Below are 16398 nucleotides of genomic sequence, written 5' to 3'. Positions count from 1 at the left end.
ACGGCGAAACACGCGGCCCGCGCTTGCCCGGCAAGCCCCGACGATTTCGCCATCTATGACCGACGAGCCTCCTAGTAGGGCGCCCCATACCGCGCGGCGCCCAGCCCCATCTTCCTGCCGCTTCCCGGCATCCGGCCACGCCAGGCCGGTTTCCCACGACACCGATGGCCGCACGCCGGTCATTTCGGTGGCTCCCACGCCCCGCATCGGCGGCCGCGCGCCGCCTGCGCGGCCCACACGGGCGCTTGCCCCTGATATATCCTGCTCGAGTCTGCCCCCGGCGACGGCTCGAGCGCGTGCGCGCCTGTGCGCACATTCCTTCCTGATTCTCGTGGAACGTTGATGATCTTCGACTGGATGTCCGACCCGACCGCCTGGCTTGGCCTGGCGACGCTGGTCATTCTTGAAATCGTGCTGGGTATCGACAACCTGGTGTTCATTGCCATTCTGGCCGACAAGCTGCCCCCGGCGCAGCGCAACCGCGCCCGCATGATCGGCCTGACGCTGGCGATGGTGATGCGCCTGGGCCTGTTGGCCAGTATCGCGTGGGTGGTGACGCTGACCGCACCGCTCTTTACGGTGCTGGGCGCCGAGATCTCGGGGCGCGACCTGATCCTGATCCTGGGCGGCCTGTTCCTGCTGTTCAAGGGCACGATGGAGCTGCATGAGCGCGTCGAAGGCAGCGCCGGCCATGACGGTGGCCAGAAGGTGCAGCACGCCGTGTTCTGGCAGGTGATCCTGCAGATCGTGGTGCTGGATGCGGTGTTCTCGCTGGACTCGGTGATTACCGCCGTTGGCATGGTGGATGACCTGAGCATCATGATGATCGCCGTGGTCGTGGCCATGGCCGTGATGATGCTGGCCAGCCGTCCGCTGATGGGCTTCGTGGCGCGCCACCCGACGGTGGTGATCCTGTGCCTGGGCCTGTTGCTGATGATCGGCTTCAGCCTGGTGGCCGAAGGCCTGGGCTTCCATGTGCCCAAGGGTTATCTGTACGCGGCCATCGGTTTCTCGATCCTGATCGAGCTGTGCAACCAGCTGGCGCGCCGCAACCGGGCCCGTGGCGCCCACGCGCTGGGCCGGCGCCAGCGCACCGCGCAAGCGGTGCTGCGCTTGCTGCGCGCGGGCCGCAGCGGCGAGCAGCCGTCGCAGCAGGCTGACGACGTGGTCGCGCTGGTGGACAGCGCGGGCGACGAGCCCGCCTTTGCGCCCGAGGAAAGCTCGATGATCGAGCGCGTGCTGGCAATGGGCTCGCACGACGTGCGCGCCATCATGGTGGCGCGCGGCGACATGGTCTGGCTGGACGTGGCCGATACGCCCGATGCCATCGTGCGCAAGTTCGCCTCGGGCCACTCGCGCCTGCCGCTGTGCGCGGGCGACCCGGCCAACGTGCTGGGCGTGCTGCACTTCAAGGACCTGTTGCCGCTGCTTCAGAACCCCGGCCCGATCGACCTGGTGGAACTGGCGCGCGAACCGCGCTACGTGATGGAGACCACGCCCGTGCTGCGGGTGCTGGAAGAACTGCGCGCTTCGCGCGACCACATGCTGATCGTGGTGGATGAGCATGGCGTATGCGAAGGCCTGGTGACGCCGATGGACGTGCTGGAGGCCGTGGCGGGCGACTTGCCCGAACACAGCGAGGAAGCGCCCGATGCCTTGCAGTTGTCCGATGGTTCATGGCTGCTGGACGGCCGCCTGGCGCTGGCCGAAGCGGCGCGCCTGCTGGATGCGCCGGAACTGGCGGATGACCATGGCGATGCGACCCTGGCCGGTTGCCTGCTGCGCGCCGAAGGCCGCATCCCCGATGCGGGCGACGTGGTCGCGTGGGGCGGTTGGCGCTTTGAAATCACGCGCCGCGACGGCCTGCGCATCGATCAGGTGCATGCCCGCCCGCCGGGACACGAGGCCGCAGCCGGCGCCTGATTTCGATCGATGCCGTGAACAGCGGGAATACCCTTGGCGGTATTCCCGCTGTTGTTTTTTGTGCTTTGCGTCAGCCCCCTGCGGCCTGCAACGGGGGCCGTAAAAATGATCGCAATATTGGTAATTTCAAGACTCTGTGCCAATATTGCCCAGGGTTTCTCGCTTCAATAATGATTATTCGGCCAGAGAGAAGAACTCGATCAGCACCGCACGACGCTTGTCTTTGCATGATGTGATCCCGTAACGGAAAGCAGGGCATTCAGGAGCTGAAAACATGCGCAATTCAAGGGTGCGGCCCGGCGGGCCGCGGATATGGGCCGCCTGTTGGGCCGTGATGGCGTTGGCCGGGGGCGGGGCGGCCCAGGCCACCGAAGGCGCCCTGGGCCGTCAGGTCACCGGCACCAGCGTGCAACCGAATGCGGGCATTGTGTCGCCGGAACCGATCTGGGCGGTGAATTTTGCCCAGATCTACCTGGACGGCAAGGTGGGTGGCAGCCGTGAGGTGCCGCTGGGCAACCGGGCCGCCGCGAGCGTGGAAGGCAAGGTGGCCTTCACGCTGGCCACTTTGCTCAAGACCTGGGATACGGGGCCGGGGCGCTGGAATTTTGCGTCCAGCATCACGTTGCCGTATCTATGGACCAAGGTGAATGCGACGGTGACGGGGCCCTTGGGCCGCAAGACGGGCGAGAGCGATACTGCGTCCAATCTGTTCGACCTGTATTTTTCGCCGATCATCGCGGGCTACCATTTTTCGGAAACCTCGCACATGGCGCTGAGCTTCAATTTCTGGGCGCCCACCGGAAAATACGATGCCAATAATCTGGCCAATCCCAGCCTGAACAACTGGACCTTCATTCCGCAGGCGGCCTACACGAAGATATTTCCGGAATCGGGCTTTCAACTCGATACCGTGGCCAGCGTGCAATTCTATACCCGCAACAGCGCCACGGATTATCGCAATGCGCCGATCTTCGGGCTGGATGTGATGGGCCGCAAGAAATTTTCCAATGGCCTGGCCGTGGGCCTGATCCTGGGTACGCAGCAGCAACTGGGCAGCGACAGCGGCCCTACGGCCGACCGCCTGAACGGCTTCAAGGGCCGCGATTGGGCGCTGGGCCCGATCCTGACCTACGACCGCAAGCTGGCCGACCAGCGCGCTTTGTCATTGAGCCTGCGTTGGGTGCCGACCATCAGCAGCACCAACCGCCTGGACAGCAGCAGCACCTTCATGGCGTCGGCGGCGTTGATCTTCTGACGCCCGGCGGCACGCGCACGCGCTGACGCTGGAACGCCACGGCCGCGCGGCCCCAGCACGGGACCGCGCGGCCGTTGGCTTAGAAATTCCACCGCACGTTCAGGAACCCGGCGTTCTCGCGATTGCCGTTGCCGTACTGGCCCTGGTAGCTCAGGCCGATCGAGGCGTTCTTGGACACGGCGATGTCGGCACCCAGCTCCGTGACGGCGGCGTTGCGCGCGACCGGCGTGCCGGCCACCGTGAACGACGGCCCGGAACTGAAGGCCATGGTGCGGTCCGGATCCACGTCGCCCATCGCATGGCGCCAGCCCAGGGTGGCGCGCAGGCGGGCGGGGGCGCCGGCAATCTCGGTGTCCAGCTTGCCGCGCAGGCCGACGGTGGTGGTGGTGACGTCGTTGCTCTGGCTGCCGGCCGACAGCGCGGCCGAGCCGCCGTCTTCCGAGAAGCCGCCCATGCGCTGCTTGATCCAGGCGGCGCCGACGAAGGGTTCGAGCGTCGCCTGCGGGGTCACCGGTACGGCGTAGCCCAGTTCACCGAAGATCTGCGTGGTGTTGGCGCGGTACTTGGTCTTGAGCTCCTGGTTCTGGCCGGCCAGCGTCAGGTCGCGCTTGTTGTCGATGTCGTGCCAGCTGTAGGCGGCGCCGGCCATGACGTTCCAGGCGTTGCCGCTGGACTGCACGAACGACTTGCCGCCGAACAGCGACACGCTGTAGCTGTCGACCTTGGCGCGGGCATTGCGGCTGTCCTGCCAGATGGTGCTGTCCTGGTAGCCCAGCGCCATGCCGACGCGCCAGCCGTCGCCCACCCGGATGTCGCCGCCGACCTGCACGCCGCCCACACGCTGCTTGTAGCTGGGCGCGTTGCCGTCGCCGTCCTGGCTCTGCCAGTTGCCGATGACTTCGGCCCAGACGTTGCGCTGGCACGAGAAGCGCTGCGCGTAGCCGCCGTTGGTGCGCAGGGCTTCGTCGCACGGCCTGCCGTCCTGCGTGCTTTCGCTTTGCAGGCTGTCGCGCAGGTGGTTCAGCGGCACCGTGCGCGCGGTTTCCGAGCTGCGGATCAGCGCTGACGCCAGCGAGGCGTGGCTGTCGCCCGACAGCTGCTTGAACGCGGCGGCAGCCTCGTCGGCGGTCAGGCCGAGCAGGGACGAGTACAGCGACGAGTTCGTGTCGATGCCGCCCAGGGCGCCGGCCACGGCGCGCTGGTTGGGCGACTGGGCGACCGTGCCGAAGCCGGTCTGGTTGCGGGTGAAGGTCACGGTGACGTTGTTGGGGTCGTAGCCGACCGCCGCATCGACGAAGGCCAGTTGCGGCAGCACGGTGCTGGCGAACGTGCCCTGGCGGCCCTGGTCGGCCGTCAACACCGTGAAGGTGTCGTTGCCGGTCAGCGGCGCGCTGTTGGTGACGCGCAGCGTGCCGTCCAGCGCCGCGGTGCCGGTGACGTGCAGGTTGGGGCCGGCGGTGCTGCCCAGGTTGACGGCCAGCGTGGCGCCCGCGCCGTTGCTGAAGTTGTTGCTGACCTTGATGCCGCCGCCCGCCGCGCCGCCGCCGCTGTTGACGGTGCCGGCGTTGGTCAGGCTGGCGATCGTGCCATAGCCGGACAGCGTGCCGCCGCTGTTGACCTGCACGGCGGCCGGCAGCGTGGCCGGCGCCTGGGCGCTACCCAGTTGCAGCGTGCCGCCATTGACCGCGACGGTGCCGTTGAAGGTCTGCGAGCCGCCCACGCCCAACGCGCCGCCGCCTTGCTTGACGATGGTGCCGGCGCCGGCCAGCGAGCCGGAGAAGGTGCCGTCCGTGCCCTGGTTGAAGACCAGCGTGGCGTTGTTGGTGATGGCGCCCTGCAGGCTGCTGGTGTCGCCGATCAGCGTGCCGGCGTTGACGCGGGTGCCGCCGGTGTAGGTCGACGGTTGCGTCAGGGTCAGCGCGCCGGCGCCGTCCTTGACCAGTTGGCCGCCGCCGCTGATGCCGCCGGTCATGGCGCCGTCGGTGCCCTGGTTCATGCGCAGCGTGGTGCCGGCCGAGGTGCTGACCGCGCCTTGCACGCTGGCGCTGTTGCCTTCCAGGGTGCCGCCCGCCACCACGGTTCCGCCGGCATAGGCGTTGGCGCCGTTCAGCACCAGGGTGCCGTCGCCTTGTTTGACCAGCGCGCCGGTGCCGTTGATGGACTGGTTCAGCGTGAAGGTCTGGCCGGCCGCGGCGATGTCGATGCCGCCGCCCGTGCCGTCCAGCGAAATGGCGCGGGTGGTGGTGGTGTAGCCGGCATCGGCGATGCGCAGCGTGCCGCCGTTGATCGAGATGGCGCCGCCGTTGCCCAGCTGGTTGTCCTGCGTGACCTGCACCACGCCGCTGCGGATCGAGGTGTTGCCGGTGTAGGTGTTGGCGCCCGTCAGGATGAGGGTGCCGCCATTGCCTTTCTCGATGCCGCCCGCGCCGGTGATGGGCGCCGAGATCGTTGCGGTGCCGCCGGCCTCGACCCGGAATGGGGTCTGGGCCTGAGCGATGCTGAGCTGGCCGCCTGCGCCCGCGGCCAGCGTGTAGCCGTTGGTCAGGAACTGCACGCCGGTGACCGCCTGCGAACCGTCGAGGGTGACCGTGCCGCTGGCGCCCGAGAAGGCCGCGTATTTGCCATTCCAGCTGGACGCCAGGTTGCCGCTGGCATCCGTCCAGTTGTTGCTGCCGGCGTTCCAGGTGCCGGTGCCGCCTGCGATCACGCCGTCGGGCGTGGTCTTGGCGCCGTTCCAGAACAGGATTTCGCCGGGCTGGCTCTGCAGCACCAGGTTGACCTGGTTGGTCAGGTTCTGCAGGGTCAGGTTGGCGCTGGTGTAGCCGTTGGGCAAGGTGCCGTAGGTCAGGCCGTTGTTGTTGATGGTGCTGGCCGTGAACAGGCGGTACACGCCCGTGCCCAGGTTGCCGCCATCGGTCAGGTTGAGCACACCGGCCAGGTTCAGGGTCTGGCCCACGGTCACCGCGGTGGTGGCCGAATTGGGCGAGCCCAGCGTGAAGTCCAGCTGCGTGCCGGACGACAGCGTCAGGTTCTGCGCGAACGAGATCGGGTTGGTGGGCGTGCCCGCCACCAGGTGCGCGCCATTGCCCAGCGTGACGTCAGCCGATACCGAGCCGGAGCCGCCCAGCGAGGCGCCGGCATTGACGGTGACGTTGCCGCCCGTCAGCGTGCCGTCCACCTGCAGCGTGCCGCTGTTGATGGTGGTGCCGCCGCCGACCTGGTTGGTGCCGGTCAACGCCAGGGTGGCGCCGCCGTCCTTGGTCAGGGTGCCGGACGCCGTGGTGATATTGCCGCCATAGGTGCCGTCGGTGGTCTGGTTGAAGACCACGGCGCCGGTGCCGTTGATGCCGATGTTGCCTTGCAGGCTGGCGGCGTTGCCGGCCAGGGTGCCGGCGTTGATGGTGGTGCTGCCGGAGTACGTGTTGGTGCCGGTCAGCGTGACGGTGCTGGCGCCGTCCTTGACCAGCGCGCCGCCGCCGCTGATGGACCCGGCAAACGTGCCGTCGCCTGCGCCCTGGTTGAACACCAGGCTGGTGCCGGAAGCGGTCGAGACGTTGCCGGTCAGGCTGGTCGTATTGCCCACCAGGGTGCCGCCGGACAGCGTGGTGCCGCCGGTGTACTGGTTCTGGCCGCTGAGCGTGAGCGTGCCGCCATCGGTCTTGACCAGGCTGCCCGCGCCGGCCAGGTTGCCCGTCAGCGTCAGGTCGTTGGCCCCCGCCACGGTCAGGGCGGCGCCCAGGCCGACGTTGTTGGCCAGCGCGATGCCCGGCGCGCCCGCTTGCAGCGTGCCCGCGCCTGTGACGGACACGTCGCCCGAACCCAGCGCCGTATTGTTGCCGGCGATGATCGTGCCGCCCGCCAGCGTGGTGCCGCCGCCGTAGGTGTTGGCGCCGCCCAGCGTCAGCGTGGACGTGCCCGTCTTGGTCAGCCCGCCCGAGCCGCCGACGCTGCCGGCGAGCGTCAGGTTGTCAGTGCCGTTGACGGTCAGGCCGCCGTTCAGCGTCACCGTGTTGGTCAAGGTGGCCGCGCCTTGCGCACGCAGGGTGGTGCCGTCGGCGACCGTCAGCGTGCCCGAGGACAACGCATTGTTGCCGCCCACGGCCAGCGTGCCGCTGGTGAGCGTGGTGCCGCCGCCGTAGGTGTTGTTGCCCGTCAGGGTCAGGGTGCCCGTGCCGGTCTTGGCCAGGCCGCCCGCGCCATCGATCGTGCCAGTGAGCGTCAAGTCGCTGCCGGTGACGGTGGTGGTGCCGAAGGTCAGCATCACCGCGTTGCCCAGCGTGACGGGGCTGGTCGCGGACAGGGTGGTGCCGGCCGCGGTACCCAGCATGCCGCTGCCCAGTGCGGCGTTGTTGCCCACGGCCAGAGTGCCGGAGTTCAGCTGCACGCCGCCGGAGAAGCTGTTGGCCGCGGCCAGCGTCAGGGTGCCGGGGCCGGCCTGGGTCAGGCCGCCCGTGCCACCAATGGCGCCGGCCAGCGTCAGGTCGTTGATGCCGGTGACGGTCAGACCGCCGTTCAGCGTCACGCCGTTCTGCAACTGCACCGGCGTGCTGGCGGTCAGCGCGGTGGCGGCCGACGCAATCAGGTTGCCCGTGCCCAGCGCGGTGTTGCTGCCCACGGTGAGCATGCCGGCCGTCAGTTGCGTATTGCCCTGGTAGGTGTTGTTGCCGGCCAGGGTCAGGTTGCCCGTGCCGGTCTTGACCAGCCCGCCTGCGCCGGACACGTCGCCGTTCAGCGCCAGGCCGGCCGCGCCGCTTTGCACCGTCAGGTCGCCTTGCAGCACGGCGCTGTTGGCCAGCGCCAGGGGCACCGCGGTACCGTTGGCCAGCGTGGTGCCTGCCGACGCGGTCAGGGCGCCCGCGCCCAGGGCGGCATTGCTGCCGACCTGGATCGTGCCGGCTTGCAGCAAGGTGCCGCCCGAATAGGTGTTGGTGCCGTTGAGCGCCAGAGTGCCGGCGCCCGTCTTGGTCAGCGTGCCGGCGGTCGCGCCATCGGTGATGGCGCCATTGGCGGTGTAGGTCACCCCCGCGTTGGCGACGTCGATGCCGCCGTTGCCGGCCACCGACCAGGCGCGGCCGGTGCTGCCGTTGCCCGTGCCGGCATACCGCAGCGTGCCGCCCGCGAAGGCCACGCCGTTGGCGGCGTTGCCCAATTGGGTATCGTCATTGATCTGCAGCACGCCGCCTTCCAGGCGGGTGGTGCCGGTGTAGGTGTTGGCGCCGGTGAGGATCAGCGTGCCCGCGTCGCGCTTGGCCAGTGTGACGCCGGTGCCGGCCAGCGTCGAGCCGAGCGTCGCGGTGGCATTGGGTTCGACCCGCAGGGTGGTCACGCCGTCGCTGCCGTTGACCGCCGTGAGCGTGCCGCCGCTGACGATGTAGCCATCGGTGGAGAACTGCAGGCCCTGGAACTGCTGGTTGCCCGAGACGGTCACCGTGCCGGCCTGGTCCTGGAAGACGCCGAACCGGCCGCCCCAGGCTTCCTGGGCGAGGGTGGTGGCGTTTCTCCAATCCGTGGTGGTGCCATCCCAAGTGCCGTTGCCGCCTTTCCAAAGCTGGATTTCATTGGCCTGCGATTGGTTCAGCACGTTGATCTGGCCGGCCAGGCCGGTCTGCAGGCTGAAGGTGGGCGAGGCATTGGCCAGCGTCAGGCCGGTGGTCATGCCGGTGCCTTGATAGCTGACGATGCGATACACGCCCACGCCAAAGCCGGGCAATTGCGTGACGTTGATGGTGCCGTTCAGCGTCACGTTGCCGTTGACGTTGATGAGGCTGCCGGAATAGGGCGCGCCCAGGTCGGCGTTGATGCTGGAGGCGCCATCCACGCTCAACGAACCCAGCGTCAGGCCGCCGGTGTTGGCGGAACTGACATACAGGTTGCCGCCGTTCTTGACGAAGACGTTGCCGCTGGCGATGCCCGTGCCGGCCAGGCTTGCGCCTGCGCCGTTCACGTTGACCGTGCTGCTGCCCAGTGAACCGGTCAGGTTGACGCGCCCGCCGTTGATGTCGAACACGCCGCTTTGCGTATTGGCGCCGGCGAGCGTCAGCGTGCCCGTGCCGACCTTGGTGGTGCTGCCGGTGCCGGCCAGCACGCCGCCAAAGACGCTGTCGCTGCCGTTGCCCAGCGTCAGGGCCGAGCCGCTTTGCAGCGTGCCGGCGCCGGTCAGGCTGGCAATCGAGGCCGCGCTGGTCAGCGCCAGGGTGGCGCCGCTGTCGATGCGCACGCCGGAGGCCGAGTTGATGGCGGCCCCGCCCGCGGTCAGCGTGCCTTGCGCCACGCCGATGCCGCCGGACAACGTGTTGGCGCCGCCCAGCGTCAGGTTGCCCAGGCCGGTTTTTTCCAGGTTGCCGGCGCCGGAAAGCACGCCGCCGTACGTGCCGTTGGCACCTTGGTTGAAGGTCAGCGTGGTGCCGGCGGCGGTGGCGACGTTGCCCTGGATGCTGCCGGTGTTGCCGGTCAGCCCCCCTGCGTTCAACTGGGTGCCGCCGGTATAGCCGTTGGCGCCGGACAGCGTCAGCGTGCCCGAACCCTCCTTGACCAGGCTGCCCGCGCCCGTCAGGTTGCCGGCCAGCGTCCAGTTGCCCGCGCCGGTGGCGGTCAGGGCGTTGGCCAGCGTCACGTTGTTGGCCAGCGTCACGCCATCGGCGGCGGTCAGGTTGGCCGCGCCGGTGACGTTCAAGGCGCCGGTGCCCAATGCGGTATTGCTGTTGGCGGCCAGCGTGCCGCTGGTCAGCGTGGTGCCGCCGCTGTAGTTGTTGTTGCCGGACAGCGTCAGCGTGCCGGTGCCGCTTTGCACCAGGCCGTTGGCGCCGGACACGGTGCCGCCCAGGGTGATGTCGTTCGACCCGGTGGCGGTCAGGGTGCCGCTGGTCAGCGCCACGTTGTTGGCCAGCGTCACGGCCTGGCTGCTGGACAGGGTGGATGCGCCCGCGACGGTCAGGGCGCCGGTGCCCAGCGCCAGGTTCGAACCCACATTCAGTCCGCCTTGCGCCAGCGTCACGCCGCCGTCGAAGGTATTGTTGCCCGCCAGGGTCAGCGTGGCGGCGCCTTGCTTGACCAGGCTGCCGCCGCCCGACACCGTGCCGTTCAGCGCCAGGTCTTGCGAGCCCAGCACGGTGAGCGGCGCGCCGTTCAGGGTGACGTTGTTGGCCAGGGCCACGCTCGCCGTCGCATCCAGCAAGGTGGCCGCATTGACCGTCAGGGCGCCGCTGCCCAGCGACGTGCTGGTGCCCAGCACCAGGCTGCCGCCATTGACCTGGGTGCCGCCGCCATAGGTGTTGGCGCCCAGCAGCGCCAGGGTGGCCGGGCCGCTCGTGGTCAGGCCGCCCGCGCCGGAGACGACGCCGGACAGCGCCAGGCTCTGCGTGAGGTCGACCGTCAGGCCCTGGTTCAGCACCACGTTGTTGCTCAGCTGCAGCCCCTGCGCCGGGGTCGCCCCCAGCGTGCCGGCGCCGTTCACCGTCAGGTCGCCCGTACCCAGCGCCGCGCTGTTGCCAACTCGCAATGTGCCGGCGGTCAGGGTGGTGCCGCCAGAGTAGGTGTTGCTGCTGTTCAGGGTCAGGGTGGACGTGCCGCTCTTGGTCAACGAGCCCGCGCCGTCCACCACGCCAGACAGGGTCAGGTCGCGCGCGCCGTTGACCGTCAAGGCGTTGTTCAGCGCGACGTTGTTGGTCAGCACAATGGCCGGCCCGCCGGCCGTGCCGGACAGGTTGGCGGCGCCGTTCACGAGCAGGCCGCCCGTGCCCAGCGCCGTGTTCGATCCCACCACCAGGCTGCCGCCATTGAGCTGCGTGCCACCCTGGTAGGTGTTGTTGCCGGACAGCGTCAGCGTGCGGCCGGCGGCGCCCGCGATCAGGCTGCCTGCGCCGCTGATGAAGCCGGACAAAGGCGCGTCCTGGCTTTGCGCCAGGGTCAGGTTCGCGCCGGAAGCCAGCGTGATGGCATTGCCCAGCGACAGGCCGGCGGTGGCGCCGTCCAGCGCCGCGTTGCCCGTGACCGACAGATTGCCCGTGCCCAGCGCCTGGTTGTTGCCCAGCAGCAGCGTGCCGCTGGCCAGTTGCGTGGCCGCGTGGGTATTGATGCCGTTCAGCGTCAGCGTGCCCGTGCCCGACTTGATCAGGGTGCCCGCGCCGGTGATGGCGTTGTTCAGCGTCAGGTTGCCCGTGCCGCCGGTGGTCAGGTTGGCATTGAGCGCGATGCCGTTGCCCAGGGCCACCGTGCTGTCGGACAGCAGGCTGGACGCGCCGGCCACCGTCAGCAGGCCCGTGCCCAGCGCGGTATTGCTGCCCACGCGGATGGCGCCGGCCGACAGAGTGGTGCCGCCGGCATAGCTGTTGGCGCCATTGAGCGTCAGGGTGCCGTTGCCCGTCTTGGCCAGGGCGCCGGTGGTGCCGGCCACGACGCCGTTCAGCGTCAGGTCGTTCGAGCCCAGGTTGGTCAGCGTGTTGCCGGCGCCGATGAATACGTCGTTGGCCAGCGTGACGGCGGCGGTGCTGTCCAGCGCGCCGGAACCGTTGATGTTGAACGAACCGCTGCCCAGCGCGGTATTGCTGCCCACCGACACGGTGCCGGCGGCCAGGGTGACGCCGCCGATGGCGCTGTTGTTGCCGCCCAGCGCCAGCGTGCCGGCGCCCAGCTTGGTGACGCGGCCCGTGTTGGTCAGCGCCTGGTTGAGCGTGAACGTATTGCCGGCGTCCGCGATGTCAAAGCCCGCGCCCGCGCCCACGTCGATGGCGCGGGTGGTGCCGGTGTAGCCCGTGCCGGTCACGCGCAGCGTGCCGCCGGCAAAGCCCAGCGCGCCATTGGCCGCACCCAGGTTGGTGTCGTCGCTGACCTGCAGCACGCCTTCGGCCACCAGCGTGCCGCCGGTGTAGGTGTTGGCGCCGCCCAGCACCAAGGTGCCCTGGTCGCGCTTTTGCAGCTGGCCGGCGCCCTTGATCGCGCTGTTGACGGTGCCGGTCAGTGTCGGGTCGACCCGGAAATTGTTGATGCCGCTGGCCAGTTGCAGGCCGCCGCCATTGAGGGTGTAGCCGTCGGTGAAGAACTGCATTCCGGTCACGGCCTGGTCGCCGGACACGGTGACCAGGCCGCCCGCCAGGCCGCCGAACACGGCGAACTGGCTGCCCCAGGCCTGGCTCAGGTTGCCGGTCTGGTCGGTCCAGTTGGTGGTGCCCGCCTGCCAGGTGCCGCTGCCGCCGGCTAGCACGCCGTCGGCGGCCAGCTTGGCGCCGTTCCAGAATTGCACGTTGTTGCCGCCGGCCTGCACGATCAGGTTGACCTGCTGGTTCACCGCGGTCTGGATCTGCAGGTTGGCCGGCAGGGTGCCCGGGGGCAGGGTGCCCAGCGCCAGGCCGTTGTTCACGAGCGTGCCGGTGTAGCCCAGCAGGCGATACACGCCGACGCCGAAGCCGCCCTTGTCGGTGACGTTCAGGTCGCCCGCCAAGGTGACGTTGCCGTTGACCTGCACCAGCGCCTGCGGGGTCGGTGCGCCCAGCGACACGTTGAACTGCGAGCCGGCGGTCATCGCCAGGCCGCCCAGCGTCAGGGTCTGGCCGGTGGTGGCCGACAACGCGCCGCCGGTCGCGATATTGGCCGTGCCGGCCACGCTGCCGCTGCCAGCCAGCGTGGCGCCCGCGCCGACGTTGACCTGCGAGCTGGCCAGCGAGCCGTTCACGGTCAGCGATCCGCCGCCCAGGTTGAAGGCGCCGGTCTGGGTGTTGGCGCCCGTCAGCGTCAGCGCGCCGGTGCCGTTCTTGACGATGGTGCCCGCGCCGGCCAGCACGCCGCCGAAGGTCGAATCGGCGTTGTTCTGCCCCATCTGCAGGGTGGCGTTGGCGCCCAGCGCCACGTTGCCCGTGCCGCTGAGCGAGCCGAAGGTTTCGCTGTCGGTCAGCTTCAGGGTGGTACCGGTTGCCAGGTTCACGGCCAGGCTGTCGGCCAGGGCTTGTCCGCCCTGGGTTTCGAGCGTGCCGGACAGCAGGTTCAGGCCGCCCGTGAAGGTGTTCACGCCATTGAGCAGCAGGGTGGTGTTGTTGCCCAGCACGTCCACGCTGCCCGTGCCGCTGATGCTGCCGCTGTACGTGGCGTTGGCGCCTTGGGCCAGCACCAGCTTGCTGTTGTTCAGGACGCTGGCGCCCAGGCTGGCGGTGCCGGCCTGCAGCACGCCCGCGTTGATGGTGGTGTTGCCGAAGTTGTTGGCGCCCGTCAGCGTCAGGGTGCCGCTGCCGTTCTTGATCAGGCCGCCCGTGCCATTGAGGGTGCCGTACAGGCCGATGTTGTTGGCGCTGTCCACCGTCAGGTTGGCGTTCAGGGCGATGTTGTTGACGAAGTTGCGGTTGGCGTTGCTTTGCAGCGTGGCGTTGCCGCCGACGGTAAAGAGGCCGCTGCCCAGCGCGGTGTCGCTGGCGGCCACCAGCACGCCCGCATTGAGCAGGACGCCGCCCGAGTGGGTGTTGTTGCCCGACAGGGTCAGGGTGCCGCCGTCGTTCAGCGTCAGGCCGCCGGCGCCGCTCAGGGCGCCGCTCAGCGTCAGCGCCTGGCCGCCCGTGGTGACGCCCAGGCCGGCGCCCAGCCGGATGTTGTTGCCGACATTGAGGTTGCCCGCGCCGGCAGCCAGGGTGGCCGCGCCTTGCACGTCCAACAGGCCCGTGCCCAGCGCCTGGGCATTGCCCAGCGTCAGGGTGCCTGCGTTCAGCAGCACGCCGCCGCTGTGGGTGTTCTGCGTGGCCAGCGTCAGGTTGGCCTGGCCATTCTTGACCAGTTGGCCGGTGCCCGACAGCGCGCCGGCCAGCGTCAGGGCCTGGGTGCCCAGCACCGACAGGCTGTTGTTCAGCACGAACTGGTTGGCCAGGCTGACGGCCGCGCCGGCGTCCAGCGCGGTGGCGCCTTGCACGGTGACCGAGCCGGTGCCCAGGGCGTTGTTGGCGCCCGCGACCACGGTGCCGCCGTTCAGCGTGGCGCCGCCCATCGAGTTGGTGGCGTTCAGCGTCAGGGTGCCCGTGCCGGTCTTGACCAGCGTGCCGCCCGCGCCCGACAGCGCGCCGTTCAGTGTCAGGTTGCTGGCCCCGCCCACCGTCAGCGCGTTGCTCAGCGCAAAGGCGTTGGACAGCGCCACGTTGTTCGACAGGCTGGCCAGGGTGACCGCGCCGTTCACGGTCACGTTGCCCGTGCCCAGCGCGGTATTGCTGCCCACGTTGACCGTGCCGCCGCTGAGCGTGGCGCCGCCGCCGAAGGTATTGGCGCCGGTCAGCGTCAGCGCGCCCGCGCCGCTCTTGACCAGCGTGCCGGTCGCGCCGCTCAGGGTGCCGTTCAGGGTCAGGTCGTTGGCGCCGTTCAGCGTCAGCGCGTTGTTCAGGACGATGGCGTTCTGCAGCGCCACGGCGCTGGACGAGGCCAGCGTGGCCGCGCCATTCACCGTCAACGCGCCATTGCCCAGCGCGTTGTTGTTGCCCACGATCAGGCCGCCAGCGCTGATCTGCGTGGCGGCGTGGGTGTTGGCGCCGTTCAGGGTCAGGATGCCCGCGCCGGACTTGGACAGCGTGCCGGCGCCCGACAGCACGCCGCCCAGCGTCAACGAACCGCTGTTGCCCAACGCCAGGTTGGCGTTCAGCGTGATGTTGTTGGCCACGTTGGTGGCCGCGGTGGCCTGCAGCGTGGCTGCGCCGTAGACCACCAGGTCGCCCAGGCCCAGCGCGGTGTTGGTGCCCAGCGCCAGCGTGCCGTTGCCCAGCCGCACACCGCCGGTGTGGGTGTTGGCGCCGTTCAGCGCCAGGGTGCCGCTGCCGGACATGTCCAGGGCGCCGGCCCCGCTCACCACGCCGCCCAGCGTGAGGCCGTTCGTGCCTTGCACCGACAGGCCGCCCGCGCCCAGCGACACGGCGTTGTTCACGGTCAGGCTGCTGGCGGTGCTGAGCGCGCCGCCATTGGCGGTCAGCGTGCCCGAGCCGAAGGCCGCGCCATTGTCGATGTTGACCAGGCCGCCGTTCAACGACGCCTGTGCGCTGACGAGCGCGCCGTTGACGGTCCAGCTGCCGCTGTTGATGACCAGGTTGTTGAAGTTGATGTAGGTGGCCGAACTGGCGATGTCCTTGCCGTTGGGACCGATGGCGCCCGCGCTTTGCAGCACCAGGGTGTTGTTGCCTCCCTGGCCGCCGTCGACCACGCCCAGCGTGGAGAAGTTGAGCGCGATGCTGGCGTTCAGGCCGTCCAGCCCGATGCTCACGCCCAGGTCCGTAGCGCCGCCGTTGGTGACGCTGGACCCCGTGACGGCGGTGAACGTATTGGTGCTGTTCACCCCCATGTTGACGCCGCCGTTGATCGTGCCGGCGTTGATGAAGGTGTTGCCGGTGGCGGACCGGCCCAGGCCGACGCGGCCGTTGATGACGCCGCCGGCAGCGTTGGTGACGGCAATGGGGGCGCCGCCGTAGGCCGCGATGGCGGGGGTGCTGTAGATCGCGGTCGGGCCGCTCAGCAGGCCGGGGCGGATGCCGATGGTGCCGGTGTTGTTGACAGTGATGCTGCCGTTCGCATCGCCCTGCAGAATCAGCGAGGCGCCGTTGAGCGTGGACAACAATGGCAGGCCCAGCACGGACAGGCCCGTGCCCAGCAGCGTGCCGCTGTTGGTGACCGAGACGGTGCCGCTGTTGGTCAGGTTGCCCATCGCTGCGCCGGTGGCGCCCAGGCTGACAAGCGCGCCCAGGCCGAGGCCGGGATCGACGGTGCCCTGGTTGGTCAGGCTGGTGTTGCGGCCGGTGAGGGTGATGGACGGGCCTACCAAGGCGGACGAGGACTGGCCCGAACTGGTCACCAGCACCGACACGCCATTGGCGTTGCTGGTGACGGTGTTGGTATGCGGTGGCAAGAGCGTCACCGCGTCATTGCACAGGATCGAGGAACCGCTGGTGGTGCAGGCCAGCGCTGCGGGCACGGGCGCCATCAGCAGAATCAGGACGCGCCAGATGTAATTGAGGGGGATTGGGGTATTGCCGTGCCGGCGGCCAGGGTTCATCTCAGCTCCAAAGTCAGAAAGAGCTTTTCCCCAGCCTGGCCATCGATCATCCGGAACCGGAAAAAAGCGATTGCTGCAAATCAGGAAGCGCGCACGGCACCGTATGGTTTTTATGTCTGCCGTTTAAACCTGGAGTCAGTTTGAAAGGAACGTGGCGGCATATCCATCAAGAGTTTTGCGTAAATAGTAACTAGTAGTTTCTGATATGACAGCAATGCTC

The 16398-nt window shown here is 69.0% G+C and carries 3 protein-coding genes; 2 read left to right on the top strand and 1 reads right to left on the bottom strand.

The annotated features are described in order from the left end of the window. Positions 1 to 342 precede the first annotated feature (342 nt). Both U858_RS0129760 and U858_RS0129755 read left to right on the top strand, forming a co-directional pair. A complete protein-coding gene (locus U858_RS0129760; RefSeq protein WP_025140761.1) occupies positions 343 to 1923 on the top strand; it encodes a TerC family protein in 1581 nt (526 codons plus the stop codon). A gap of 274 nt (positions 1924 to 2197) precedes the next feature. Continuing rightward, entirely contained in the window at positions 2198 to 3178 is a 981-nt protein-coding gene (locus U858_RS0129755) for a transporter (protein ID WP_025140760.1), read from the top strand. A gap of 79 nt (positions 3179 to 3257) precedes the next feature. On the opposite strand, the gene U858_RS35455 is transcribed toward U858_RS0129755, so the two are convergent. Further along, positions 3258 to 16178, bottom strand: coding sequence for an autotransporter-associated beta strand repeat-containing protein (locus U858_RS35455; RefSeq protein WP_025140759.1), 12921 nt, complete (start codon positions 16176 to 16178; stop codon positions 3258 to 3260). Positions 16179 to 16398: the final 220 nt, after the last annotated feature.

Source organism: Achromobacter sp. DH1f, from assembly GCF_000633435.1.
GTDB classification, from domain to species: Bacteria; Pseudomonadota; Gammaproteobacteria; order Burkholderiales; family Burkholderiaceae_B; genus Achromobacter; species Achromobacter deleyi.
This window is presented reverse-complemented; position numbering and strand designations above follow the sequence as displayed.

What these genes read in the sequence shown, in the direction of transcription:
- U858_RS0129760 (WP_025140761.1), top strand. Translation starts at nt 343, where the DNA reads ATGATCTTCGACTGGATGTCCGACCCGACCGCCTGGCTTGGCCTGGCG.
- U858_RS0129755 (WP_025140760.1), top strand. Translation starts at nt 2,198, where the DNA reads ATGCGCAATTCAAGGGTGCGGCCCGGCGGGCCGCGGATATGGGCCGCC.
- U858_RS35455 (WP_025140759.1), bottom strand. Translation starts at nt 16,178, where the DNA reads ATGAACCCTGGCCGCCGGCACGGCAATACCCCAATCCCCCTCAATTAC.